Origin of the sequence: Roseicyclus mahoneyensis (assembly GCF_003148775.1) — a bacterium.
In the GTDB taxonomy this organism is placed as follows: Bacteria; Pseudomonadota; Alphaproteobacteria; order Rhodobacterales; family Rhodobacteraceae; genus Roseicyclus; species Roseicyclus mahoneyensis.
Genome location: NZ_QGGW01000004.1, coordinates 179874 through 203175 on the forward strand (window position 1 = coordinate 179874; position 23302 = coordinate 203175).

Genomic DNA, 23302 nt, shown 5'->3' on the forward strand with positions numbered 1-23302 from the left:
CCATGAAAAAGATCGCTGCGCTGTCCATCGTGGCCGCCGTTTTGGCCGCGAACGTCGCCTACGCTGAGCAGGTTCAACCGCTGACCAGCACCGCCGCAACCCAGGGCGATGGCCTTGCAGGTCTGCTGGGCACCACGTTCGGGGGCGGCACGATCATCGCAGCCACCCTCGTCGCCGGTATCATCATCGTGACAATCCTTGGCGACAGCGGCACCACCTCCACGACCGTGTTCACTGGCGAAGTCTGACGACATGACACATGCCCCTCGCAGGATGGCCCTGCGAGGGGCATGTGTTTCAGCATACCCGCACAGGTGACGGTCACACAGATCGCGATTCTTGGCACCGTTGGGCTGCCGGCGCGCTATGGGGGCTTTGAGACCCTTGCAGACGAGCTTGTGCGCGCAGCTTCCATGCGTGCGCAGTCGCACTGCCTGACCGTCTGGTGCAGCGCCCCGCAAGCTGGCGCAAATCGCCTCGACAAGTTCCAAGGGGCTCGCCTGCGCTACCTGCCCTTGCGGGCCAATGGCGCACAATCCATCCCCTATGATGCCCTGTCGCTCTGGCAGGCGGCGCGCAGTGGCCACGCGACGGCGCTGCTTCTGGGCGTCTCAGGTGCAAGCGCCCTGCCTCTGATCCGCGCCACGTCGCGCATGCGCATCATCACCCATCTCGACGGCCTCGAATGGCGGCGTCCGAAATGGGGCCGCGTGGCGCGGAGGATCCTCGAGCGCTCCGAGGCGATGGCCGTGCGCTGGTCGCATGCCGTGATCGCCGACAACCCCGAGATCGCCGCCCATGTCCGCGCCCGCTACGGCGTCGAGGCGGTCCAGATCGCCTATGGCCATGAACGCGCGCAGGCCGTGCCGCCCGCCGATATTTGCGACCTTGCCCTGCCACCATCCTACGCGCTGGCCCTTGCGCGGGCCGAGCCCGAGAACAACCTCGAGACGATCCTCGCCGCCTTCGCCACCTTGCCGCCGCGCCCCCCGCTGGTGATGATCGCCAATTGGCAGGCCACGCCGCATGGCCGCGCCCTGCGCGCCCGCTATGGCGACCACCCGCATATTCGCCTGCTCGATGCCGAATACGATGCCGGCCGCCTGCATGCGATCCGGGCGCGCGCCACTCTCTACATTCATGGCCATTCCGCCGGTGGCACCAACCCCTCGCTGGTCGAGATGATGGGGTTCGGCCTGCCCGTTGCCGCCTGGGATTGCGGCTTCAACCGCGCCACCACTGACAATGCCGCTGCCTATTTCGACAGTCCGGACGCCCTGCGCGCCCTGATACCGGTGCTGAGCGATCCGCGGCTCGCCCACGGGATGGGGGCCGAGATGCGTGCCATCGCGCGGCGCCGCTATCGCTGGGCCGATGTCACGGCCGCCTATTTCGACCTGCTCGGCCTCTAGCCTGCCCTTCCCCCGCCATCTTGTCGCGTCTATAGAACCCCCGAACCAGGACGGAGCGGCCGCCATGCGCACAGCCACCATCACCCGCAAGACCACGGAGACCGCGATCGAGGTCACGGTCACGCTCGACGGCACGGGCACCTATGACAACCAGACGGGCGTGGGCTTTTTCGACCACATGCTCGACCAGCTGGCCCGGCACGCGCTGATCGACCTGAGCGTGCGTTGCGCGGGCGACCTGCACATCGACGATCACCACACGGTCGAGGATGTGGGCATCGCCATCGGTCAGGCCCTGACGCAGGCGCTTGGCGACAAACGCGGCATCCGGCGCTACGGCAGTTTCCACCTTGCGATGGATGACGCGCTGATCCTGAGCGCGCTCGACCTGTCGGGGCGGCCCTATCTGGTCTGGGATGTCGATTTCCCCACGCCCAAGATCGGCACATTCGACACCGAACTGGTGCGCGAATTCTTTCAGGCGCTGTCGACCCATGGCGGCATCACGCTGCATGTGCGCAAACTGGCCGGGATCAACAGCCACCACATCGCCGAGGCGTCGTTCAAATCCGTCGCGCGCAGCCTGCGAGAGGCGTTGGAGCCCGACGCGCGACAGGCGCAGGCCATTCCCTCCACCAAGGGCAGCCTCTAGCGCCATGACCACGGTTCTGGTCGATTACGATTCGGGCAACCTGCACTCGGCCGAAAAGGCCTTTCAGCGCATGGCGGCCGAGACCGGCGCGGGCCCTGTCCTCGTCACCGCAGACCCCGACGCTGTGGCGCGGGCCAGCCGCATCGTCTTGCCGGGCGACGGCGCCTTTCCATCCTGCCGCCGGGGCTTGCAGGCCATCGACGGTCTGGAAGAGGCCATCGTGGAGGCCGTGCAGACCCGCGCGGTGCCTTTCCTCGGCATTTGCGTGGGCATGCAGATGCTGACCACATGGGGCCGCGAATACGAGGATATGCGCGGCTTTGGCTGGGTCCCCGGCGAGGTGACGCGGATCACGCCCCGCGACCCGGCCCTCAAGGTCCCGCATATGGGCTGGAACGATCTGGTGATCGACAGCCAGCACCCTGTTCTGGCCGGGATCGAAACCGGCGATCACGCCTATTTCGTCCATTCCTACGCCATGCAGGTGGCAGAACCCGCCCACCTGCTCGCCCATGTCGATTATGGCGGGCCGGTCACGGCCATCGTCGGCACCCGCAACGTGGTGGGTGCGCAATTCCACCCGGAAAAAAGCCAAGCCGCCGGCCTTCGCCTGATCGCCAATTTCCTGCGCTGGAAACCCTGAGGCGCCCCCGGGCCGTTGCGGCGCGGGGGCGCAAGGCTCAGTTCACCCGTTGCCAGGTGCCGCCTTCACGGCAGACCGCGCCCCCCATGACGCAGCCCGAGACACTCACACCATTGCCCGTCCGCTGCAGCCGCGAGCGGTATTCGCGGTCGCGGTCGGGTGAATAGAGCATGCCGCGATACTCGCCCGCCGTGCCGGTCGGGTTGGTGTCCCAGATGATCTGACGCCCGACATTGGGCGATTGCATCTGCGCTCCCGATGGATCGAAGGCCTGTATCAACGTGCCGCACAGCGACGCGCCGCATTGGGTGATCCGGATCAGACCGGTGTTGCCATTGTCGTCGGGGGCCGTGCGCCAGTCGCCGATCAGGTCGTCGGCCATCGCCGCACCCGTCATGGCCACCAGAGCCACAACGCCGAGCATGAGTTTCCGCATGGTTTCATCTCCTCCCATGAACCCTCTGGAAACGCTGCGGACATGGCTTGCAACTTGTCCAGCGTGACGTTGCGAAACACCCTCGCCCTTGCCCCCGCGCCGGGGCTTTGCCATAGCCACGCCAAGCAAACCGAAAGGCTGACGCGATGATCCTCTACCCCGCCATCGACCTCAAGGATGGGCAGGCCGTGCGCCTCGTGCGCGGCGCGATGGATCAGGCGACGGTGTTCAACACCGACCCGGCAGCCCAAGCCCGCGCCTTTCAGGATGCTGGCTGCCAATGGCTGCATCTGGTCGACCTCAACGGGGCCTTCGCAGGCCAGCCTGTGAACGGGGCGGCGGTCGAGGCGATCCTCGCGGCCACCTCCGTCCCTGCCCAGCTTGGCGGCGGCATCCGCGACATGGCCACGATCGAGATGTGGCTGGCCCGCGGCATCGCCCGCGTCATCCTCGGCACCGTGGCCGTGGAAAACCCCGATCTGGTGCGGCAGGCCGCCCGCGCCTTTCCGGGCAGGGTCGCCGTGGGGATCGACGCGCGAAAGGGCCGGGTCGCCACCAAGGGCTGGGCTGAGGAAACCGATGTGATGGTGACCGACCTTGCCCGCGCCTTCGAGGATGCGGGCGTGGCCGCCATCATCTACACCGACATCGACCGCGACGGCGCGATGGGTGGCCCGAACGTGCAGGCCACCGCCGATCTTGCCCGCGCCACTGCCATCCCCGTCATCGCGAGCGGTGGCGTTTCCTCGCTCGCCGATCTCATCGCCCTGCGCGATACCGGCGCGATCGCAGGCGCCATTTCGGGCCGGGCGCTCTATGACGGCGCGCTCGATCTGGCCGAGGCTTTGGTCGCGCTGGCCTGATCCCTTCATCTTTCCCCAAATATGCACTGCAACGCCCGCCTTCCCTCACCCCCGCCGATCGGCTAGGCACATTCCATGCTCAAGACCCGCATCATCCCCTGTCTCGATGTCGCCGATGGCCGCGTGGTCAAGGGCGTTAATTTCGTCGACCTGATCGACGCGGGCGACCCGGTGGAACAGGCCCAGGCCTATGACGCGGCGGGCGCGGATGAGCTGTGTTTCCTCGACATTCACGCCACGCATGAAAACCGGGGCACAATGTATGATCTGGCCACGCGAACGGCGGAACAATGCTTCATGCCGCTCACCATCGGAGGCGGCGTGCGCACGGTGGACGATGTGCGCAACCTGCTGCTCGCGGGCGCCGACAAGGTCAGCTTCAACTCCGCCGCCGTGGCCGACCCCGATGTGGTGGCGCGCGCCGCCGACCGCTTCGGGTCGCAATGCATCGTGGTCGCCATCGACGCCAAGACCGTGGCACCGGGCAAATGGGAGATCTTCACCCATGGCGGCCGAAAGCCCACGGGCATCGACGCTGTCGAATTCGCCCGCACCGTCGTGGCCAAGGGCGCGGGCGAGATCCTTTTGACCTCGATGGATCGCGACGGGACGAAACAGGGCTTCAACCTGCCCCTCACCCGTGCCGTCGCCGATGCCGTGCCTGTGCCGGTGATCGCGTCGGGCGGTGTCGGCACGCTCGACCATCTGGTCGAAGGCGTGACCGAGGGGCACGCCAGCGCAGTTCTCGCCGCCTCGATCTTCCATTTCGGGACCTATTCCATCGCCGAGGCAAAGGCGCATATGCAGGCCGCAGGCATTCCCATGAGACTGAGTTGAGGCAGACCATGAGCGACGATACCCTCCTCCGCCTTGCCGCCACCATCGAAGCGCGCAAGGGGGCCGACCCCGAAACATCGTGGACCGCCAAACTGCTGTCGCGCGGCCCCAAGAAGGCGGCGCAGAAATTCGGCGAGGAAGCCATCGAGGCCGTGATCGAGGCGGCGCGCGGCGACAAGGACAAGCTGACCGAAGAAGCAGCCGATGTGCTCTACCACTTCCTCGTCATGCTGACCGCGCGCGGCGTGAGCCTGTCGGATGTATACACGGTGCTGGAACGCCGCGAAGGCCAATCGGGCATCGCGGAAAAAGCCAGCCGCTAAGGCAAACCCCGCTTCGGGTCATCATGCCCGCCCGGTCCTGTGCACCGCGCAGCCTGTCGCCGCCCAAAGCCAGATCGCGGCCCCCGCGACGGTGGTCGGCAGCGCCACCCAGATATGCAGAACGTCGAGACCACCCCACCCCGCGACCGCATCGTGAACCAAGATGGCCAAAGCCGGCACCAGCGCGAAACCCGCATAGCGCCGCAGCGGGATGCGCCCATAGCGCAACGCGGACCCCGCCTCGCCCGAGCGCCGGATCAGAAGGGCCGCCACCGCGATCAGGGCTGGCACCGCAAGCGACACCGGAAAGAGCGGGACGGCCCAGACCAATCCCCAGACAGTCGCCGCCGCAAGCGCAAGGGCCGCCAGCACCCCGTCCGGCACCTTGCCGGGTGGCAACAGGTCCAGCAGCCTGTGCCCCAGTGCAAGGCAAGCGGTCGCGGTCACGATCTGCACGGGAAATCCCTGCGCGGGCAGGGCATCGCCCATGTCGCGGGCGAAAGCGGGCCAGCTTTGGGCGGCCCACAGACCGGCAAACACCCCCGTGGCGGCCAGCACTGCGACGCCCGGCCAGACCCGCCGCGCTATCAATCCTTGTCGGATCGCGACCAGACCGATGCCGACCGTGAGCAAGCCGTGCCAGGCAAGCGGCGTCCAGCTGAGCGAAAAGGGCATGTCCTCGTAGGTCGTGCCGACGATCACGCCTTCGATGAGCCAGCCGAACACGCCCGCCGACAGAACAAGGGGGGCCCAGCCCAAGGCCCCGGCGCGTTCGACAAGTCCCAGCGCCATAAGGCCCGCGGCGCCATAGACTGCCACGGCCCCTGGCAGGTCGCGTAGATGGACAGGCCAGAACATCAGCTCCGAGACAGGAACCGCGATGCACCCCAGCGCAACCCAGAGCCAGAGAGCGCGTCTCATAACCGGGACGAGATGATGCCGGTGGCGAAGCCGCCCATGCGCAATTCGCCAAAAAGCCTTTGGTATTCGATCTTGGGGCAGCGATTCTCGATCACGGTCAGCCCGGCTGCGCGGGCTTTGGCCGCGGCCTCCGGGTGGCTCACGCCGATCTGCATCCAGATCACCGACGGCAATGGCTCCAGCGCCAGCGCCTCCTCCACGATCTCGGGCACCGCCTCGGACTTGCGGAAGATGTCGACCACGTCGACCGGCTCGGTCACATCCGACAGCCGCGCCTTGACCTCCCCCCCCCAGAGCGTCGTGCCCGCCCGCCCTGGGTTGACCGGGATCACCCGGTAACCCTTGAGCGTCAGGTAGCGGCCTACGTAATGGCTGGGCCGCACCGGGTTGGGCGACACGCCGATGCAGGCAAAGACCTTGGCGCGTTCGAGAATATCGCGCAGCTGATCGTCAGAGGGTGTTTCCGTCATGGGTTTACCCTGCCACAGCCGCGGCCCAAGAAAAAGCGCCCGCAGCTTGTACAGCGCGGGCGCAAGTCACGGAACGAGGGACAGTGAAGAGCGTGCGGTGTTCCGAACCGCAGCGCCATGTGTTGGAAATAGGAAACAACGCACAGGATTAAAGCCGGATTACACAATCGTGATGCCACAGACATCCAAGACAGCGGCGGGGCGGTCTCAATCGAAGATGTCCTCGATCACCTCGAAAACCTCTTCCAATACCTTTTTCCACACGGGCTTGCGCCGCTTCTTGGGTCGGCGGTTGCGCGGGTCCTCGGCCCGCACCGCGCCCCGGCCGGACCCCGCCAAGGGCACAGGATGCGGCGCGGGGATGCGGGGACTGCGTTTCTTGGGATACGCCGGATCGGGGACTTTCAGCCATTTCATCTCGTGCAGCGGTGCACCGCAGGCCCCGCACGCCAGCTCACGCCCGCCGCGCGCCAGCAACTGAAAGGCCTGCCGCCTGCCGCAATAGCAACAGGTGGCGATCTTTGTATCCGGCATCGGTGCGGTCCTTCAGGGGCGTGTGACCGCATATAGGGACACGGCCGCCGCATTCGAGACGTTCAGCGACCCAAAGGCACCTGCGGCCGGGATCCGCACCAGATGGTCGCAAAGCTCGCGCGTGCGGGCCCGCAGCCCCGGCCCCTCGGCGCCCAGCACGAGGGCCACGGGTCGGTCGCGCAAGGTGGCCGCCAGCGTGCCGATCTCGACCTCGCCATCGCCATCGAGGCCCAGAACGGTATAGCCCATTCCTTTCAACGTCTCGATCGCATTTCCGAGGTTCTGCACCCTCAGATAGGGCTGTCGTTCCAACGCGCCGCTGGCCGTCTTGGCCAGCGCCCCCGTCTCGGGCGCGGCATGGCGGGCAGGCGCGATGACGGCACGCGCGCCGAACACTTCGGCCGAACGCAGGATCGCGCCCACGTTATGCGGGTCGGTCACCTGATCGAGCAGCAGCAGACGCGGCGCGCCATGACCCTGTGCCAGCGCCACATCCTCGAGCCGCCCCCAGTCGAGCGCCTTGACCTCGAGTGCTGCGCCTTGATGCACCGATCCGGGGTCGAGAGGTGCGGAAAACTTACGCGGATCGGCAATCTCGGGCGCAAGGCCGCCTGCGACGATCGCGTCTTGCAGCTTGTCCTCGGCGTTCTTGGTCAGCACGAGACGCAACTTGACCCGGTCGGGGTTCATCAACGCATCGCGCACTGCATGCAGGCCGAAAAGCCACACGGTTTCCGCTGCGGCCATCCGGCGTGTCCGTTCCTTGTCGACCACCCATGTCGGTTTCTTCGCCACGCACCCTGCCCCCGGCCCTTGCTGCCCCATCGGGTTACGCCCGCCACGCTCGCTTGCCAAGGCCGGGTGCGGCGGAGATTTCCGGTTGACGCCCCCAGCCCCCCCGACTATCCACCGCTTCGCGTCGGGCGACGTGCTGCAAGGTGCGGCAGCGGACTGTAACTCCGCCGGGGAGACCCATGCCTGGTTCGATTCCAGGGTCGCCCACCATTCTCCTGAAGTCATTGAATTTCATAGAAAATGGTGCTAATCTGCCACCATGACAACGCGTGTTTCGCTACTTTTGCGGCAGTTTTCGCTACAATGACCGACACCAAGAAGGTTCGATACCTCAAGATTGATCGCGGTAGGTACTTTTACCAGCGCAGAATTCCCCTTGGACTGAAGGAGTGCTTTCCCAATGAGGATGTCTGGAGACGCCCTTGCGGGAACGTCACCTATCCTAAGGCTGTGCAGCTTGTGGTCACATGGGCGGAAGAACACGACAAACTGATAGCTAGACTAAAAAGCCCCGATGAAAGGGAAGCTTATCTTTTAGACCACCGCAAAAGAGAACATGAATTACTTGATACCTTTGTCGCCGACAATGGTGCTGAAATCATACATTTCCTTCCTCCTGAAATTGAAGGATGCAGTATAACCTACGGTCAAGAAACTGAACCAAATTGGCTATGGGCAAAGAGTCGCCTTAACGATCTTGATAAGCAGCGCCTTGGTGGATTACCGGAAAGCTGGGCAGAAGCACAATTTTTGGCAAGGTTATCCCGATGGAAAGCAGGTAAGTTACAACCAACACAGACAACTGTTCCCCCTTACCAAAGATACATTGAAATCCTAGAAATGGCGCAATTCTGCGCGTTTCGCGAATTCGTGACATTTGAAAAAACACTTCCTAAGCCATTGAGCGATGCTGAATACGCTTACGAGCTTCAATCAATATTAGAAAAAGTATATGGAAAGAATTCGCCCAATCCGCCTAAAAAAATTGATGATCGGGAAGAGCACTTCTTTATTAAATCGAAGATCGAACGCAAGTTATCCGAGGTCGTAGCAAACCCAAATACAATTTCATCGGTATTAGAGAAATACATAGCCTTCAATCAAATAAAGAATTTAACAGCCAGAAAGTATCGCAGAGATGTTTCAAGACTTATAAAGATTTTTGGGGACATGCCGATCAATCAAATAACGCCAGCGCATTTAAAGGAACTTCGAGAAGAATTAGTTTTTGAGATAAAACCTGCATCTTTGCAGGCAGTCTTCACCCCAATTAAGGGGTTATTGCGCTACGCATTCAATGAGCAGCTGATAGAATTTAATCCTATGTCAGCAGTTGCCTTGCCAAAAGACAAGAGGCCCATTGAGGAAAGGAAGTGGAAGAAGTTTGATCCCAATGAGGTACAAAGGATCGATGAAGCATTAAGAATAATATGGGAAAATAACGTTCAAGGCCTGAGCGAGAAGAGACGTAAAGCCTTCGTCATGGTAGTTCGAGTTCTTATGTTTTCTGGAATGAGGCCAATTGAAGTCCTTAGGCTTAAGCCCTCCGATGTTTCGGCGCGTCTTATACGGATTTCAGGAAGCAAAACGGAAAGTTCAACACGAGTTATTCCAGTGCATCCTGAAATTAAAGATTTTCCTGAATGGATACAATCAGGAGGGTTAGAGACTTACCGAAACATTGAAACCGACGCGGTTGGAGCAATCCGACATAACTTTACGAAGTTGATTAGAAAGACCTTAAATCCAGCGATTTCTGATGAACAGAAAGCGCTTTACAGCCTACGTTCGACATTTGTGAATGCGATGCGCCGTGCGGGCGCAGACATACAAATGCAAAGAGCAATTCTTGGGCATAAGGAGTCTGGTGCTATTCGCCACTATGATGATGGCCCGGAATTCGAAAAGAAGTACGAGGCAGTAAGTAGGACGGACCCTCGTATCGAAAATGATTAATAGATAGGCGAAAAAATATCAGATTTTTGCATCAGCGTAAGATTTCGGCTTATAAATACATACGTCCGAGTGCTGCGGCAAATTTGGATCAAACCTATGCGTCAAGCATGGTACTGAACTATGGGTCAGCCAGAACTAGCGTAAATGATGCGGTGTTAAAATACCGTATTTAGCCTACTATTGTCTTTTAGGGTTATTATCTATTGAAAGGATTAAGAATGAAAAACGAATTATCAAACAACGATACAATATCTACATCAAAGAACATGTTCAAGCATAAAGCCAAATCAAAAGACTTGTCGATTCAGGATCAGATTGTGGCGTGGACGACATCAAGATTATTTTCAAACCAAATGAAGATTACAGGTATTGAAAACAGATGTCTAATGGTTTCAATCAAAGTATCCAATATGGAAAGGTATGAAAACTTCAAGCTACAAGTTTACAGGAAGTTCTTATATGCCGTTCGCGATCTTAAGGTCGATATCAGAAGTGATCAAATTTCGATGCTAGTAGCTGGTGATGTTGAAGGAACTAGAAAGTTTAATGTTGATAGATCTACAATGATTAATCCATATGAACCCCACTACCATGTAATTATTGTATTTTCTAGTTCGCTATGGGATAAACTACAGCGAAGATTTTATTATCTTATGCGTAGCTACGCTTATCACTTAGCTGATTTGAATGAAACGAAGTTTGAACGCGAAGATATAAATAAAAACCAGTATAGGCAGTATTTTTGGTGGACAATATATGATGATCAGTCACGGAAGAAGCTTAGCAAGTACGAATACAGATTTCCATTGGGTAAGTTGGTATCATATTCGATAAAGGCTGACTTGATATCTAATAAACTTCATCTAACAAAATGTCAGCCAAGCGTTTTTCCGCATGACCTTTTACTTGATGAAAAAGCTATAAAACGATCAGATTCAATCTTTGACACACTAGTAAAGCGTCAGCTTTGCGATCAAAATAAAGGAACATTCCTATGAAATCATATTCACCCATCCATGTCCTTGTCGACACAAACTTGTTGATAGAACTTGATTCCTATAGGGATACAGGTCAGTCACGATCAGAAATGGTCCGCGAAGCTATTCGTGATCACATTACGAAGCTTGAATCTTTGGGTAGCCGAAAGAACACATGGGTTCGCTAAAGTATTTTGATCTATATGGATCAGGTGGTTTGATTATGATATAGTGATGCGCAAGTAAAAGGGATCTTCATGAATATAGATGATGCGTTATTTTCCAAGCATGATCCCTTGAAGCGCATTCAGATCGATTATTTCAAACAGATTTTACGAAGCCTTCTTGGACGGTATGACAAAGTTTATGACACGTCCAAGTGCAAGCCTGTTAATTGGCCAGAATTTTCTGCCTTCATCGATGCCGCATATGTTTGTGGGTTTGTATGTAGCGACTTTGAACAACAGGTCGATGATGGTGGTTCCATCGATGCTTTAGTTCAACAGCTTGAATTTCATCCCCAACTTGTTCAGACCCTTACAGGTCAACAGCTACGGCATGTCGTTCATCATATCATCAGATGTGAACGCTGGAACGATGGTGGATCCCAATTTGGCGGGGGTTGTGTGTGGGATATGCTGGAATCGGGTTTGGGTCATGCCCTAGCTGATGCGCTAGACCGCCTGTAAGGCCCTTGTAGTAGCTGTGTGATGGTCTTTGCTACTTATAGTTGGTGCAGGCCAGATTTCGAAGCTGTCAAAGCCATCTGGACCTTCTGATTTCTTTGCTTTTTCCAATGCTATCATGGCGTCATCATATGACATGGGGTCTGATACGATAGCTGGTTCGGCAAAGGCATAGGCGTCCAGATAGACCAACACCCATTTTTGTGCAGCTTTGCGTTCTGCATCTTTCCGCTTGCGGCCTTTTCCCATTGATATCCTTTCCTATGGGTTTCCGTTCAGACGTCCAGCGAAGGCGTCAGCAAGTCCATTTTCAACAAATTTGTAGAGGGTTCCTGCACCACGATCACCGCCACCGTCACCATGGCGTTCTGATCGCACAATGTAGTGGATGACCTGGCGCATTTGACGAAGTGACAGCGACCCCACACGTGTCTTGTCCTTGATCATCATAGTGATGAAGTCCCCTATAGGCGTTTCATCATCCATACGATCAGTTGCATCACGACAGACAAAGCCAAGATCATATGACATGCGCATGAAGGATTGCCATTCAGGCCATGCAACAGGTTTGGTGTCATCTGTCACAAACCGATCATGTAGCTGTCCAAGCAGTTTTGCCATTTCGAGGATCTGGTCAACGGACAGCTTGTCGTTCAAACTGTTCGGGTGTGGAATTTTGTTGTCAGGTGTGGTCACATCGGGATCGTCCCAAATCTGTGTCATTCAATCCGCCTATAATGTTGTCCGGTTTCGTATTCGGGTTGCCATCACGGCCCATGAAATCCACCGTACAAGCCGTGTGTGCTTCATGGGCTGTTGTCCCATAATTGGGAAGTATCGCCATCTAAGCGGCTTTAAGTGCGCGGTAGACAGATACACGACTGATCTTCAACTGTTCAGCAATCTTGGTCGCGCCAAGACCTTGTTGCCGTAGATCACGGATCTTGTTTGCATCTATTGAAGGCGGACGACCCTTATAGACCCCACGAAGTTTCGCTTGAGCTACGCCTTCAGCAACGCGTTTGCGGATGATGGCACGTTCAAATTCGGCAAAGCTACCCATCAGGTGAAGTTGAAGCTTGGCAAAGGGATCATCTTGGGCGGCACTAAAGGTCAAGCGTTCAGACATAAAGCAAACAGTCACACCCTTATCAACCAAGGTCTGAACGATTGTTTGCAGATCCCGCAAATCCCGTGCGATCCGATCAATAGACCACACAAGAACTTCATCACCTTCACGGGCAAATTCGATCATCTGTTGAAGGGCTGGTCGATCTTTCGCAGTAGCGCCAGAAAGCTTTTCTTCAAATACCTTGTCAACGTCACCAAATTCTTGTCGATCAAGGTTTTGTTCAATAGTTGACACACGCCGATAGCCTATCTTCATGGATCCCCCATGTTTGTTTCATTTAATTCTAGATGTTTGATGCAGGATGTAGCAAAAAGGCAAAACCTATTCATTTGCTACAGAATATGTATATCATAAAATTTATCATTAGGGTAAGGTAAAATGTTACGGTTTGTGGGCGACTGATGCTTCTTCTTGATAGAACTTGCAGGAAATGACTTCGCCAATTTGTGGAGGACGATCACCTGACCAGTTTTGGCGGTTTGAACATCTAATCCCCTGACCCACACCAAGGTTCCAGATCAAATATCGACATTTTTTGCATTGAATGATCTGCATGTTCATTTCCACTGCATCTTGGCTTCAATGGCGAACCGAACAGCATTCAAAAAATCACGGTGTTCATCATCCAGTACACGCCAGAATTTTGAGCATTGGGCAGTAAGCGCAAGCACTTCGTCAATTTTGCCTTCATCAAGGTGTTGTTGCGCTTTCATTGCTTCCTCCAGCTGGTCGAAAGCAGTTTTGATCTTTTCCTGAATCTTAGTCATTTATCTCCTAAAGTTTTTGTAAGGGCGGCAGCATCGGTAAACATAACCACCATATTAAAATAGTCATTCACAGCCAAACGCCAAGTCAGGTCATACGTAAAAATCGTTAAGAAACTGCTATGCGCCTTTGGCATCAGGAAGGGTAGTTACCACCCAATAGTGCTTCTTCAGCATGCGCATAGCCCCATAGGATGACGGTCAGGACTGACCATGGTGCTGGCTGCGGCAGAGGGGAACAGGATGGATGATGCCGATGGCTTTTGTGACAAGTTCAGAAGCGCAAGTCGGCAATGTTTTGGAGATACCAACGATAGGTCTCGGCTGCACCTTGGCGCAGCTCGATCTGGGCTTGCCAGCCGAGGCGCGTTAGGCGTGAGACGTCGAGCAGTTTGCGCGGCGTGCCATCCGGTTTGCTGGGGTCAAAGGAAATCCGTCCTTCAAAGCCTGTGACATCGGCGATGATCCGGGCGAGTTCGGCAATGGTCACATCCTCGCCCGTTCCGACGTTGATATGGCTCAACATGAGATCGCTGTTCTGGCGGTAGGTCACCACATCCAGATCCATTACGAAAAGCGAGGCTTCCGCCATGTCATCCACATGCAGAAACTCGCGCATCGGCTTGCCCGATCCCCAGATCACCACCTCGTTGGCCCCTGTTTCGACAGCCTCGTGAAAGCGGCGCATCAGGGCAGGCAAGACATGGCTGTTCTGGGGGTGAAAATTGTCACCGGGACCATAGAGGTTCGTCGGCATGACGGACCTGTAATCCGTGCCATACTGCCGGTTATAGCTTTCGCACAACTTGATACCGGCGATCTTGGCGATCGCGTAGGGTTCATTCGTCGGATCCAGCACGCCGGTCAGAAGAGCTTCTTCGCGCATAGGCTGCGGAACGGCACGCGGATAGATGCAGGATGATCCAAGAAACAGAAGCCGCATCACACCGGCCTCGAAGGCTTGGTGGATGACATTGGCCTCGATCATCAGGTTTTCATAAATGAAACTGGCCGGGTAGGTGTTATTGGCGTGAATACCCCCGACCTTGGCCGCCGCCAGAACTACGGCATCCGGACGCTCTGCTTGCATGAAGTCGCGCACGGCTTGCTGATCGGTCAGGTCAAGCTCTGCATGGGTGCGGGTGATGACCGTCTGGCCACGCGCCTGCAACTGACGCATCACCGCGCCACCTACCATGCCGCGATGCCCTGCTACATAGGTTCTCACATGCCACCCCTTCAGCCTTCCAGCGATACCGGAAGATCAAGACCGTTCTCACGAAAAAGCCTATGCCGCCGCGCGGCTTTCAGATCTTCTGCAACCATCTCCACACACATCTCATGTGCCGTGATTTCCGGCACCCAGCCAAGCTTTTCCTTGGCTTTCGTGGCGTCACCCAGAAGGGTCTCGACCTCGGCCGGGCGGAAATAGCGCGGAACGATCTTCATGATCACGTCACCGGGTTTCACCGCGGGCGCGCGGTATCCGGTCACGGCCGCAACGGTCGCGATCTCATCGACACCCGTGCCGGTGAATTCCAGCGTGATGCCCAATTCCCGGGCCGTCCACTGAATAAATTCCCGGACCGAATATTGCACACCCGTGGCGATGACGAAATCGTCCGCCGCGTCCTGCTGCAACATCATCCACTGCATCCGCACATAATCCTTTGCGTGACCCCAGTCGCGCAAGGCGTCGATGTTGCCCATGTAAAGGCAGGTCTCAAGACCCTGAGCGATGTTGCAAAGGCCGCGCGTGATCTTGCGAGTCACGAATGTCTCGCCGCGGCGGGGGCTCTCGTGGTTGAACAGGATGCCGTTGCACGCATAGATGCCATATGCCTCACGATAGTTCACCGTGATCCAATAGGCATACATCTTGGCGACGGCATAGGGGCTGCGCGGGTGGAAAGGCGTGGTCTCGCGCTGCGGGACTTCCTGCACTAGACCATAAAGCTCGGACGTCGAGGCCTGGTAGAAGCGCGTCTTGTTCTCAAGCTTCAGAAAACGGATCGCCTCAAGCAGGCGCAGCGTTCCCATGGCGTCCACATCCGCCGTATATTCGGGCGCTTCAAAGCTGACGGCCACATGGCTTTGCGCGCCGAGATTATACACCTCTTCGGGCTGCACTTCGGACAGGATCCGGGTCAGGTTGGAGCTGTCCGTCAGGTCGCCGTAATGCAGCCTCAGATTGGGGCTCGGGTTATGCGGATCCTCGTAGATATGGTCGATCCGCTGCGTGTTGAACAAAGACGCGCGGCGCTTGATCCCATGCACCTCATAGCCTTTTTCAAGGAGAAATTCGGCGAGGTAAGAGCCGTCCTGACCCGTGATACCGGTAATTAGTGCGCGTTTTGTCATCTTTCTAAATCTAACCTCAAAATCACCAGATCCTTAGTTAAAGATTAAATTTGTGATGACGAAAGAGCAACACTGTTCATGACGTGGATGCAACATCCCGTCGGCATCGAGATGTGCCATGCCGATGGTTAAATTAGAATCTCTTAAAACGAATCGACAAAATAGATAATAAAAAAATTAAATGATCATTTACCCGGCGCGCTTCTATTAATAAATTCTTGAAATACCTTATTGTTTACCCTTCTTGTAGCCCCAGCTGCAATAATGCTATGCAACATTCGCTTTTCAATTTTTCGAGATCCAGAATAATTTGAAATCCACAGCATAGAGTCAATTTTAGATCTTTCCTTCATTGAAGGAATTTTCACCTCCCAATAGTGATAACGCGGATCATTCGCGGGAATAAGATTTTGAATGCCAGGCCTTGGATCAAAAATCCCAGCTACCGGCATGTGTATTGTTTCAGCTACAGACGACAACCATGTTCCAAGCCAAGCAAAAGAACTAATCGACAAACAAACGTGCTTTGCAGAGCGCAGCCTTCCAAAATCGACTATAGGTGAAGCTTGTGGCAAGAATTCTGCTTCTGAGAAATGCTCCTTAAGAATATCTATATAGGATTGACCATCTAGCTGACCAAAAAAAACTGGGTGTCGACCACTTTCGCGAATTACTTTTTCGTAGTAATCTAACGGCAAGGGGTAATAACCTCGATACCGGCCTGATGTTATATCTTCGGCCCTTACATTGACCAAAATTACATCGTCACCAAAGAATGATTCTTGTTTTTGCGGAGGGAAAATTTGATTATATAAACGTGGATCACCATAATATTCAACCCTCATGCCCCAACCGTTTATCAGCACTCCATCTACAGCGCCTGAGCGAAGCAGATAACACACCTCGTCAAGATCAAATGTGTGTCCACTCAATAACAAAGGGTTTTTTAGCGCCGGCCCCCGTTCTTTAAAAATATTCCATTCTGGTATTGATATTCCAAATATTTCACTTTTGCAATCTAAGCGCTCTTGGATTTTTAATGCCAACATTAACTGAAACATTAAATTACCCAAACGACCGCGTGGCTTTATAACAATAGGTATCATTTTTTCTAGCCATCCTTCCTGCGATCCATATACTCACCTACAGGGCAAATCAACCGACCTCCATATTCAGTAAATTCGAGTAATCCCGATGAATTTTTTTTAATGTCATCGATAGGATTAAAATTTCTAGATGATAAAATTTCAAAACGTTTCAGATAACTTCTAGACTCCCCATCGCCGTGCCACAGATGAGCTAAGCACAAATCGCAACATCCAAATCTACTATTGATAATTTCATTACTTTGAGCCCAATAAATTATGTGTTCCTTGTGTGCATTGGAAAAAGAGCGTTCTTCAAAAAGTTCATCTAGCAAACCATTTGCGGCGGAAAACATCACCAGGTCTCCTGCTCCAACAATATTTGCATCATATAGTTTAAATGAAAGCTTTCCTATATTTATGGCTGTAGCCAGTCCTGGATTCCCCAATAGGTTGGTACCTAACGCTTCGAGCGGCCTATCATCCATGTCTCTTTTCGCAAAAAGTTGCTGCAACCCTAGCCTATTTACAAATGACAGAGAAGGAACTTGCATTTGTGATTCTATCCCTGAAATTTGATTAATTGTCATCAAATTTATTTGACCAGTTTCAGGGAGATAACGCACTTCATTAAAGCATTGGACCAGATAATTATCATCTAGAGTCTCAGAGACCACTTCAGCCCACTTAGGCTCTAAGAAAACGATGTCCGCATCGAGGAGCGCAACTTTATCATATCCTAACGCCCGAGCTTTCATGATGCCAATATTCAATAATGCTTCTTTTTGCCAAAGAATGGAACCACTCGTTATCTGAATTAAGTGATCACACTCATCCTCCCGAATGTGAAAAATACCTTCTGGCGACCACTCAACCACAATAAGAGGAATCTGAAGATGTTTCTGAAAAATCAGAAAATTATATTTTCTTATTGTTTGCTCAGGCGGCGCAAAAAAAGCAGTGATTGCGATCATGTTATCTTCCATTTTTTTCACAAAAAGTACCCCCAACTTTCACAACGTGGTGCCGCATCTCATTCAATCCAAACAAGCTTAGAAAATCACTCTCCCATAAGTTGTTATCAGCTAGTATTCGCTTGGTATAACCGAAAGCCAACTTTCCTCCCCTCAGCAATAAGTTGGTCTGATAAATTACCTCCTACTATTGAGACTTTAATGTCTTTTTCAACGACATGGTCCGCTGTTTTTGATAGTATTTCCAGAATTTTCGCAATGTTAGTATTTACATCAGATGCTCTCGTCGCATAGAAAAGTATGCGATCAACAAATTGCGCCGGCATTCCATGTCTTGCAAGTTCATCGTAGCTTGGGCAGGCCAAAATCCCATCGATCGACTGATCCCATTCTGCGTTCTGGACAAATTTTAAGCCGGACTGCACGGGCTGAGCGATCCATTGCCCCGAACGGAACAAGCCTTCTCTATCCTGCTCCACCATCACACCCCACTCTGTTCGAAGGCTATGCTTAAGAACTTCAAATGCACTTTGAACATCTGCTGTCCAATCGTCGGTAACAAACAAAGCCACACGAGCTCGCGTGCCGCCTTTTAACCGGGGCATAATAATATCTCTGTACACATCAGGAACAAACTGAGGCGATATCTGAGGTTGCGCATTTACTTCCAAAATCTTAACATCTGTTTCTCGCCATGATCGTGAGATGTCCTCAGCAATCAAGTCAACACCCGCTATGTCAAGCATTAGAGCCTCAGCGGCACGAATAGCCAGCTTTGCGTTGTCGGGATGTAGTAGTTCAGACACGTCATAAGCGGTTCCTCCTGTGGACATATTTGCTCTACGTCGGAGAACGACTTCTAGTCCATCCACTAATACAGTATTCAATGTGTAGCCTGCTTGCTTTATTAAGTGGCTAGCTTCGTCGTCAAGAAGAACTGGCTTGCCTTTTTTTAAACCTTTTCTAAAGTCAGTTAATTCGTCATCTAAAATTTCTTTAATAGTACGAATTCCATCGCCAGTTATGCTGCCAGGTCTCCGCTCGATCGCCTTGATGATTTTACCGCTATCAACTGTAATTCGATAGTCTTTACCGGGTACAAACTGCTCAATTACCACCCGCTTTCCATGCCTTACAGCGCTCTCAAACGCTACTGCTAAATCCTTTTTGTGGGTGACTGGCGCTGTCACTCCACGACCCTGCTTGCCATCATCTGGCTTAATTGCAATTGGAAAACCAATTTTTTGAGCTTGCATTTGCGCTTGCGCTAAATCCGTAGCGATAGATTTGCGCGGCACCGGTAAAAAATGTCGCTCAAGCAATTGTCCAGTCCTAGCTTTTGAGGATGCATCAACGACACCAAGGCCAGACGTTGATTGCGTAATAGTGCTTTTAAAAATATGCGAGTGCCGCCCAGAGCCAACTCTAACGATATCTTGCCCGTCGAGTCTATAAGGGATACTAGAGGAATCTGCAAATTGGACAATTCTTGAATTATTAACAGAAATCGAATTTCTGCTTCGCTCTCTTTCCGCAAGCTCTACGAACTCCCTTGTAGCCTTTTCAAAGTTCTGTAGATTTTTGGGAGAGCTCAAAAACATGCAGCACTGCTTGATATACTTGAGGATTTTTAGCGTTCTAGAAACATTGAAGGTTTGAAGGCTGACAAAATAGTTGATGCCGTTGAAAACCTGGATTTTACTTATCAAATAACCACGCTTGGGTGTCGGCTGTTGAAAATGTTGCTCAATCGTAAATATTGCTTCAAGCAGATCCGCTTCAGTTAGATCTCCTTCTAGAGCGCTGAAATTATGAAATATGTTGAATATTTTTTGCCCTACAACGGATCTAAATTTCTCTCGTTGTACCGTTTTTCGCGCAACATAAAGGCTCCCGGATATAGTCTGAGTGGATGCACCATACTGGAAACCAGCATGCACATTCCATTTATCACCAATATCAAGCAATTTTTTTGTCATTTTAGAATTGATACCTGTAGTTCCACAATTGCCCCAATTTCATATTCCACTCAGACGGAGTGAATTGGATGTCACCCGCACGCGGAGTAAGCGTCATTTCGCCAAAGAGTACTCTCTCTCTGGCCTGGTACAAGTCTACTCGAATAAAATCGATACCATGCGAAAGTGCTTCTGCAACTTCGATCATTTGGCCCAATCTGCTTGGTAGGGGGAGCAATGGCGCCTCATAAATTTTCCGATATGTGAGATTTAGTTTTTCCCAGTTTCTCGTGAAGAAACTGTGAACAGTATGTGATCTGCTCCCTGTTTGAATGAGCTGCACTTTTCCATCAAAACAATAAAAAATATAATCAATAGGTCCATCTGGATGGCCATCATCGATGCCTTCCTCCACAAACAATTCACTTGCAATGTTATAATATTGATACTCGCGACGAAACCAGTAATAACTGTTGTCAAGCCAATCATCGGTTTCTTTTTTTAAGCTGTTATAATTCTGATTCTCTCGTAGCGTTAAGTTCTTCCTGCAGCCTTCGTTACACTTTAGAATTCCTTGCTTTGGCATATCTACAAAGTAATTATATGTTAATCTGGGTGCTTGCCAAATTACTGAAGGGATAAATTCTTTGCCGACACGACTCCGAACATAATCTTTTACTGCGAGCTTATCTGCTAAAAGCGTTGCAGTGTCAGCGCCCTTTGTATGAAAATCGATCATCCTTTGGTGGATCTTAGCGCTAAAGCTTGGGTGATTTTCAATATCAAGATCTCGACTTTCAACTTTCCTGTAATTATCTCGAATAATTTCAGGCCCAAGCGTTATCTCATGCGAAAGTTTGGTGTTGTCAGCCAGATATTCAGATTTAGAGAGCAATGATTTCAAGCGCATTTAGTTGAGATTCCCCAAGTGCTCAGATTGAGCACCCAAGATTACTTGATCGGACCGCTAGCACAATCTTTCATTGGTTTGCATTGGTAGAAAACGAGAATATTTTTTTATCTTTTGCGCGGCTTTTTTTAGTTTTAGGATAATCTTTATCTTTCGTTGCTGTGTTTCAGCCGAGAAACAGACCTGTTCTCTAGCTCTGATTCAGTTTGGGTCTGGATCTAGGTCACGAGTATAATTCTCGAAATCATTAGATTGGCGTCCGTAGGTGGCGGATGGTAGCGAGAATTGTAAGGACCATCGGGGGCGTGACGGCCATCTCAGCCAATTGGAAGGTAATGGCGCAAACGTTTAGACAGAAGAGCAAGACAAATCCCTTTCCAAGATCAACGTCTCCTTCAATGAACGGCGTGGCACCAACTTACATGCACTATTTTCGCTACAAATGATGGATATTTCGCTACAATTTAACATTATGTCGATCCGATGCCTTTCATAAGTAACTGATTATAATATATAATTCATACAAGTAGAAGCGATGCTTGGTTCGATTCCAGGGTCGCCCACCATCCCCCCTCAAAATCACACTATCCGTGTCGATTCGTGCGCCTTGTGTCGTCGGATCGGCCGCAGTCATGCGTTTCCTGCCCAACCTTGCGGCAATTTCGCCGCGGCACGGAAAAGGTGTTAACTTTGCGAGCGTTTTCGTGCCGGTCGCGGCCCTTGCCGGGCCGACCGCGCTTGTCCGACCACGATGCAGACACTAAGGTTGACGGGCTGACTTTGGGGCTGCTACCGGGTCGCGCCAGAGGATGCTGATGACTATTGTTCCGGATGACAGGGATTTCGTTGCACCCTTGGTTGCACCGTCAAAAGCCGCCGCAGCGCAATCGGGCAATGGCGACCTAGTCTACATGGTCAGCAAACGTGCGTTTGACCTGGTGTTTGCGACCATCGTCTTGCTGCCCGCCACCCTTATCGTGGCAATTGCGCTGTTGGTTCTCAATCCGTTCATCAACAAGGGCCCGCTTATCCATGTGCAAAAACGCATGGGCCGCGATTGCAAACCGTTCCGCGCCTACAAGTTCCGCTCGATGTTCGTGCAACCGCGGGGCATGCGCGGCCCGGACGACCCGATCGAGGTGGAGCGCATCACCCTTCTGGGCAATCTTCTGCGGCGGTCGCGGTTCGACGAATTGCCCCAGATCTGGAATGTCTACCGGGGCGAGATGAGCCTGATTGGGCCACGCCCCGATTATTTTCGCCACGCCTGCCATTACGTGCGCGTGATCCCCGGCTACCGGGCGCGGCACAATGTGCGGCCGGGCATAAGCGGTCTGGCCCAGATCAAACATGGCTACGCCGCCGGGCTGAACGCAACGCGTCTCAAGACTTCAGCCGACTTGATCTATATCCGGCAAGCAAGTCTGCGGCTGGACCTGTGGATCTTTTGGCGCACCGTGGTCACCGTCTTCCGCATGCGCGGTGCCTGAGACGACTGGCGCGCCTTGTGCGGGGCGGCTAGGGTCTGTTGACCATGCCCCGTAGGCCCCGCAAGACCATGCCCACAGCCCTGAAAGACCCGCCAGCGGCTTCCCCTCCGCAGCCCTTCAACATCGTGATCGTGGCGCAGGCGGGGCGGCTGGAATACGAGGCCGTGTTGTTTGCTGCGTCCTTTCGTGCCTTCAACCCGGCCTTTCCCGGCAAGTTCCTGATCGCTGAGCCGCAACCCGGCCCGCGCTGGTCGCGTGACCCCCGGATATCCGATACGGCCCTGCGGAGCCTTCTGACCGAGGATTTAGGCGCGACGATCCTGCCCTTCGAGAGCCACCATTTCGGCGACAGCTACCCCTATGGCAACAAGATCGAGATGCTGTCCGCGCTGCCCGCCGGCGAACCCTTCGTGTTCTTCGACACCGACACGCTCATCACCGGCGACCTGACCGAGGTGCCCTTCGATTTCGACCGCCCCTCGGCCTCGCGCCGCGTCGAAGGCACATGGCCCGAGATCGAACTTTACGGCCCCGGCTACACCGCGACCTGGAAATCGCTCTACGACCGGTTCGGGCTCGATTTCGAAACCACGCTCGACCTCAACTGGCCCGACGAATACTGGCGGCGCTACCTCTACTTCAACGCGGGCTTCTTCTATTACCGCGACCCGGCGGAATTCGGGCGGCGCTTTCTCGACTACGCGCGGTCGATCCGCGACGACCGCCCGGCGGAATTGGTGTGCCAGTCGCTCGACCCCTGGCTTGACCAGATCGCCCTGCCGCTGGTCATCCACGGGCTGGGCGGCGGGCGCGACGCGCTCGCCCCGGGCTTTCTCGATGGCAGCCATTCCTGCCACTATCGCGTCCTGCCCTTGGCCTATGCGCGCGAAGATCAGCGCGTGATCGACACGCTCGAACGCATCAGCGCCCCCAACAAGATCAAGAAGGTCCTCAAGGGCTACGACCCGATCAAGCGGATGATCTATCAGGGCAAGGGCGCCAAGGCGCGCGCGCTGTTCGACCGGGCGAACCTGCCGCGCAAGGAACAGGTGATCCGCAACACGCTCAAGCGCGAGAAACTCTGGCTGCGGTGACATCTGAAAGACAAACGGCCCCACCGATG

28 protein-coding genes and 1 tRNA gene are annotated in these 23302 nt (G+C 54.1%); 14 read left to right on the plus strand and 15 right to left on the minus strand.

Going from position 1 to position 23302, the window contains the following annotated elements; translation table 11 throughout:
• Nucleotides 1-2 precede the first annotated feature (2 nt).
• The 4 genes from C7455_RS10080 to hisH all read left to right on the plus strand — a co-directional run bounded on the left by C7455_RS10080 (nt 3) and on the right by hisH (nt 2707).
• The gene (locus tag C7455_RS10080) at nt 3-248 is read left to right on the plus strand and encodes a hypothetical protein (protein WP_109667838.1); all 246 of its coding nucleotides are present in this window, start codon (nt 3-5) and stop codon (nt 246-248) included.
• Between the two features lie 42 nt (nt 249-290).
• Entirely contained in the window at nt 291-1412 is a 1122-nt protein-coding gene (locus C7455_RS10085; protein WP_109667840.1) for a DUF1972 domain-containing protein, read from the plus strand.
• A 64-nt stretch (nt 1413-1476) separates the two neighbouring features.
• The gene (gene hisB, locus C7455_RS10090) at nt 1477-2064 is read left to right on the plus strand and encodes an imidazoleglycerol-phosphate dehydratase HisB (RefSeq protein ID WP_109667842.1); all 588 of its coding nucleotides are present in this window, start codon (nt 1477-1479) and stop codon (nt 2062-2064) included.
• A 4-nt stretch (nt 2065-2068) separates the two neighbouring features.
• Nucleotides 2069-2707, plus strand: coding sequence for an imidazole glycerol phosphate synthase subunit HisH (gene hisH, locus C7455_RS10095; protein ID WP_109667843.1), 639 nt, complete (start codon nt 2069-2071; stop codon nt 2705-2707).
• 37 nt (nt 2708-2744) lie between these two features.
• On the opposite strand, the gene C7455_RS10100 is transcribed toward hisH, so the two are convergent.
• Nucleotides 2745-3143 (minus strand): DUF2147 domain-containing protein, encoded by a 399-nt coding sequence (locus tag C7455_RS10100; RefSeq protein ID WP_109668179.1) that lies wholly within the window; start codon nt 3141-3143, stop codon nt 2745-2747.
• A gap of 146 nt (nt 3144-3289) precedes the next feature.
• Here C7455_RS10100 and hisA point away from each other — a divergent pair, with 146 nt between their 5' ends.
• The 3 genes from hisA to C7455_RS10115 all read left to right on the plus strand — a co-directional run bounded on the left by hisA (nt 3290) and on the right by C7455_RS10115 (nt 5166).
• Nucleotides 3290-4006, plus strand: coding sequence for a 1-(5-phosphoribosyl)-5-[(5-phosphoribosylamino)methylideneamino]imidazole-4-carboxamide isomerase (gene hisA, locus C7455_RS10105; RefSeq protein WP_109667845.1), 717 nt, complete (start codon nt 3290-3292; stop codon nt 4004-4006).
• A gap of 75 nt (nt 4007-4081) precedes the next feature.
• Nucleotides 4082-4843, plus strand: coding sequence for an imidazole glycerol phosphate synthase subunit HisF (gene hisF, locus C7455_RS10110; protein ID WP_109667846.1), 762 nt, complete (start codon nt 4082-4084; stop codon nt 4841-4843).
• Between the two features lie 8 nt (nt 4844-4851).
• Complete coding sequence (locus tag C7455_RS10115; RefSeq protein ID WP_109667848.1) at nt 4852-5166, plus strand: phosphoribosyl-ATP diphosphatase; 315 nt, start codon at nt 4852-4854, stop codon at nt 5164-5166.
• 21 nt (nt 5167-5187) lie between these two features.
• Here C7455_RS10115 and C7455_RS10120 read toward each other — a convergent pair whose 3' ends face one another.
• The 4 genes from C7455_RS10120 to rlmB all read right to left on the minus strand — a co-directional run bounded on the left by C7455_RS10120 (nt 5188) and on the right by rlmB (nt 7916).
• A complete protein-coding gene (locus C7455_RS10120; protein WP_109667849.1) occupies nt 5188-6087 on the minus strand; it encodes a hypothetical protein in 900 nt (299 codons plus the stop codon).
• On the minus strand, nt 6084-6557 hold the full coding sequence (locus tag C7455_RS10125) for a CoA-binding protein (RefSeq protein WP_109667851.1): 474 nt from the start codon (nt 6555-6557) through the stop codon (nt 6084-6086). Before C7455_RS10125 ends, C7455_RS10120 begins: the two co-directional genes overlap by 4 nt.
• Nucleotides 6558-6764: 207 nt before the next feature.
• Nucleotides 6765-7091: a hypothetical protein gene (locus C7455_RS10130; RefSeq protein WP_109667852.1), complete on the minus strand. Its 327-nt coding sequence runs from the start codon at nt 7089-7091 to the stop codon at nt 6765-6767.
• 12 nt (nt 7092-7103) lie between these two features.
• Nucleotides 7104-7916 (minus strand): 23S rRNA (guanosine(2251)-2'-O)-methyltransferase RlmB, encoded by an 813-nt coding sequence (gene rlmB, locus C7455_RS10135; RefSeq protein ID WP_109667854.1) that lies wholly within the window; start codon nt 7914-7916, stop codon nt 7104-7106.
• Between the two features lie 96 nt (nt 7917-8012).
• Here rlmB and C7455_RS10140 point away from each other — a divergent pair.
• From C7455_RS10140 to C7455_RS19890, 5 genes are all read left to right on the plus strand, one after another.
• A tRNA-Tyr gene (locus C7455_RS10140) sits at nt 8013-8096 on the plus strand.
• A 93-nt stretch (nt 8097-8189) separates the two neighbouring features.
• On the plus strand, nt 8190-9842 hold the full coding sequence (locus C7455_RS10145) for a tyrosine-type recombinase/integrase (RefSeq protein ID WP_170119054.1): 1653 nt from the start codon (nt 8190-8192) through the stop codon (nt 9840-9842).
• 218 nt (nt 9843-10060) lie between these two features.
• A complete protein-coding gene (locus C7455_RS19885) occupies nt 10061-10840 on the plus strand; it encodes a hypothetical protein (protein WP_146199977.1) in 780 nt (259 codons plus the stop codon).
• Complete coding sequence (locus C7455_RS20680; RefSeq protein WP_109667857.1) at nt 10837-11007, plus strand: ribbon-helix-helix protein, CopG family; 171 nt, start codon at nt 10837-10839, stop codon at nt 11005-11007. Before C7455_RS19885 ends, C7455_RS20680 begins: the two co-directional genes overlap by 4 nt.
• 69 nt (nt 11008-11076) lie before the next feature.
• The gene (locus C7455_RS19890) at nt 11077-11508 is read left to right on the plus strand and encodes a hypothetical protein (protein WP_146199978.1); all 432 of its coding nucleotides are present in this window, start codon (nt 11077-11079) and stop codon (nt 11506-11508) included.
• On the opposite strand, the gene C7455_RS19895 is transcribed toward C7455_RS19890, so the two are convergent.
• The 10 genes from C7455_RS19895 to C7455_RS10180 all read right to left on the minus strand — a co-directional run bounded on the left by C7455_RS19895 (nt 11494) and on the right by C7455_RS10180 (nt 20689).
• A complete protein-coding gene (locus C7455_RS19895; protein WP_146199979.1) occupies nt 11494-11754 on the minus strand; it encodes a hypothetical protein in 261 nt (86 codons plus the stop codon). The genes C7455_RS19890 and C7455_RS19895 overlap by 15 nt on opposite strands.
• 12 nt (nt 11755-11766) lie before the next feature.
• Nucleotides 11767-12228, minus strand: a complete 462-nt coding sequence (locus C7455_RS19900; protein ID WP_146199980.1) for a hypothetical protein — start codon at nt 12226-12228, stop codon at nt 11767-11769.
• A gap of 121 nt (nt 12229-12349) precedes the next feature.
• A complete protein-coding gene (locus C7455_RS10155) occupies nt 12350-12892 on the minus strand; it encodes a recombinase family protein (protein ID WP_109667859.1) in 543 nt (180 codons plus the stop codon).
• Nucleotides 12893-13194: 302 nt separating this feature from the next.
• Nucleotides 13195-13404 carry a hypothetical protein gene (locus C7455_RS10160; protein ID WP_109667860.1) on the minus strand — a complete coding sequence of 70 codons (210 nt, stop codon included), beginning with the start codon at nt 13402-13404 and terminating at the stop codon, nt 13195-13197.
• 271 nt (nt 13405-13675) lie between these two features.
• On the minus strand, nt 13676-14629 hold the full coding sequence (gene fcl, locus C7455_RS10165) for a GDP-L-fucose synthase (protein WP_109667862.1): 954 nt from the start codon (nt 14627-14629) through the stop codon (nt 13676-13678).
• Between the two features lie 11 nt (nt 14630-14640).
• A complete protein-coding gene (gene gmd, locus C7455_RS10170; protein WP_109667864.1) occupies nt 14641-15762 on the minus strand; it encodes a GDP-mannose 4,6-dehydratase in 1122 nt (373 codons plus the stop codon).
• A 185-nt stretch (nt 15763-15947) separates the two neighbouring features.
• The gene (locus C7455_RS19905; protein WP_146199981.1) at nt 15948-16868 is read right to left on the minus strand and encodes an O-fucosyltransferase family protein; all 921 of its coding nucleotides are present in this window, start codon (nt 16866-16868) and stop codon (nt 15948-15950) included.
• Nucleotides 16869-16873: 5 nt separating this feature from the next.
• Entirely contained in the window at nt 16874-17821 is a 948-nt protein-coding gene (locus C7455_RS19910; RefSeq protein WP_146199982.1) for a hypothetical protein, read from the minus strand.
• 107 nt (nt 17822-17928) lie between these two features.
• Nucleotides 17929-19800 carry an ATP-grasp domain-containing protein gene (locus C7455_RS10175; RefSeq protein WP_109667866.1) on the minus strand — a complete coding sequence of 624 codons (1872 nt, stop codon included), beginning with the start codon at nt 19798-19800 and terminating at the stop codon, nt 17929-17931.
• A 1-nt stretch (nt 19801) separates the two neighbouring features.
• Nucleotides 19802-20689, minus strand: a complete 888-nt coding sequence (locus tag C7455_RS10180) for an ATP-grasp fold amidoligase family protein (protein ID WP_109667867.1) — start codon at nt 20687-20689, stop codon at nt 19802-19804.
• A gap of 815 nt (nt 20690-21504) precedes the next feature.
• On the opposite strand from C7455_RS10180, the gene C7455_RS10185 reads away from it, so the two are divergent.
• Nucleotides 21505-22179 (plus strand): sugar transferase, encoded by a 675-nt coding sequence (locus C7455_RS10185; protein WP_245904288.1) that lies wholly within the window; start codon nt 21505-21507, stop codon nt 22177-22179.
• Between the two features lie 68 nt (nt 22180-22247).
• On the plus strand, nt 22248-23273 hold the full coding sequence (locus tag C7455_RS10190; RefSeq protein WP_109667871.1) for a hypothetical protein: 1026 nt from the start codon (nt 22248-22250) through the stop codon (nt 23271-23273).
• Nucleotides 23274-23302: the final 29 nt, after the last annotated feature.

What these genes read in the sequence shown, in the direction of transcription:
- rlmB (WP_109667854.1), bottom strand. Translation starts at nt 7,916, where the DNA reads ATGGGGCAGCAAGGGCCGGGGGCAGGGTGCGTGGCGAAGAAACCGACA.
- C7455_RS19885 (WP_146199977.1), top strand. Translation starts at nt 10,061, where the DNA reads ATGAAAAACGAATTATCAAACAACGATACAATATCTACATCAAAGAAC.
- C7455_RS10100 (WP_109668179.1), bottom strand. Translation starts at nt 3,143, where the DNA reads ATGCGGAAACTCATGCTCGGCGTTGTGGCTCTGGTGGCCATGACGGGT.
- hisA (WP_109667845.1), top strand. Translation starts at nt 3,290, where the DNA reads ATGATCCTCTACCCCGCCATCGACCTCAAGGATGGGCAGGCCGTGCGC.
- C7455_RS10130 (WP_109667852.1), bottom strand. Translation starts at nt 7,091, where the DNA reads ATGCCGGATACAAAGATCGCCACCTGTTGCTATTGCGGCAGGCGGCAG.
- C7455_RS10080 (WP_109667838.1), top strand. Translation starts at nt 3, where the DNA reads ATGAAAAAGATCGCTGCGCTGTCCATCGTGGCCGCCGTTTTGGCCGCG.
- C7455_RS19895 (WP_146199979.1), bottom strand. Translation starts at nt 11,754, where the DNA reads ATGGGAAAAGGCCGCAAGCGGAAAGATGCAGAACGCAAAGCTGCACAA.
- C7455_RS20680 (WP_109667857.1), top strand. Translation starts at nt 10,837, where the DNA reads ATGAAATCATATTCACCCATCCATGTCCTTGTCGACACAAACTTGTTG.
- hisH (WP_109667843.1), top strand. Translation starts at nt 2,069, where the DNA reads ATGACCACGGTTCTGGTCGATTACGATTCGGGCAACCTGCACTCGGCC.
- gmd (WP_109667864.1), bottom strand. Translation starts at nt 15,762, where the DNA reads ATGACAAAACGCGCACTAATTACCGGTATCACGGGTCAGGACGGCTCT.
- C7455_RS10125 (WP_109667851.1), bottom strand. Translation starts at nt 6,557, where the DNA reads ATGACGGAAACACCCTCTGACGATCAGCTGCGCGATATTCTCGAACGC.
- C7455_RS10145 (WP_170119054.1), top strand. Translation starts at nt 8,190, where the DNA reads ATGACCGACACCAAGAAGGTTCGATACCTCAAGATTGATCGCGGTAGG.
- C7455_RS10115 (WP_109667848.1), top strand. Translation starts at nt 4,852, where the DNA reads ATGAGCGACGATACCCTCCTCCGCCTTGCCGCCACCATCGAAGCGCGC.
- C7455_RS10190 (WP_109667871.1), top strand. Translation starts at nt 22,248, where the DNA reads ATGCCCACAGCCCTGAAAGACCCGCCAGCGGCTTCCCCTCCGCAGCCC.
- C7455_RS10160 (WP_109667860.1), bottom strand. Translation starts at nt 13,404, where the DNA reads ATGACTAAGATTCAGGAAAAGATCAAAACTGCTTTCGACCAGCTGGAG.
- hisF (WP_109667846.1), top strand. Translation starts at nt 4,082, where the DNA reads ATGCTCAAGACCCGCATCATCCCCTGTCTCGATGTCGCCGATGGCCGC.
- C7455_RS10155 (WP_109667859.1), bottom strand. Translation starts at nt 12,892, where the DNA reads ATGAAGATAGGCTATCGGCGTGTGTCAACTATTGAACAAAACCTTGAT.
- hisB (WP_109667842.1), top strand. Translation starts at nt 1,477, where the DNA reads ATGCGCACAGCCACCATCACCCGCAAGACCACGGAGACCGCGATCGAG.
- C7455_RS10085 (WP_109667840.1), top strand. Translation starts at nt 291, where the DNA reads ATGTGTTTCAGCATACCCGCACAGGTGACGGTCACACAGATCGCGATT.
- C7455_RS19890 (WP_146199978.1), top strand. Translation starts at nt 11,077, where the DNA reads ATGAATATAGATGATGCGTTATTTTCCAAGCATGATCCCTTGAAGCGC.
- C7455_RS10175 (WP_109667866.1), bottom strand. Translation starts at nt 19,800, where the DNA reads ATGACAAAAAAATTGCTTGATATTGGTGATAAATGGAATGTGCATGCT.
- C7455_RS10185 (WP_245904288.1), top strand. Translation starts at nt 21,505, where the DNA reads ATGACTATTGTTCCGGATGACAGGGATTTCGTTGCACCCTTGGTTGCA.
- C7455_RS19905 (WP_146199981.1), bottom strand. Translation starts at nt 16,868, where the DNA reads ATGATACCTATTGTTATAAAGCCACGCGGTCGTTTGGGTAATTTAATG.
- C7455_RS19910 (WP_146199982.1), bottom strand. Translation starts at nt 17,821, where the DNA reads ATGATCGCAATCACTGCTTTTTTTGCGCCGCCTGAGCAAACAATAAGA.
- C7455_RS19900 (WP_146199980.1), bottom strand. Translation starts at nt 12,228, where the DNA reads ATGACACAGATTTGGGACGATCCCGATGTGACCACACCTGACAACAAA.
- C7455_RS10180 (WP_109667867.1), bottom strand. Translation starts at nt 20,689, where the DNA reads ATGCGCTTGAAATCATTGCTCTCTAAATCTGAATATCTGGCTGACAAC.
- C7455_RS10120 (WP_109667849.1), bottom strand. Translation starts at nt 6,087, where the DNA reads ATGAGACGCGCTCTCTGGCTCTGGGTTGCGCTGGGGTGCATCGCGGTT.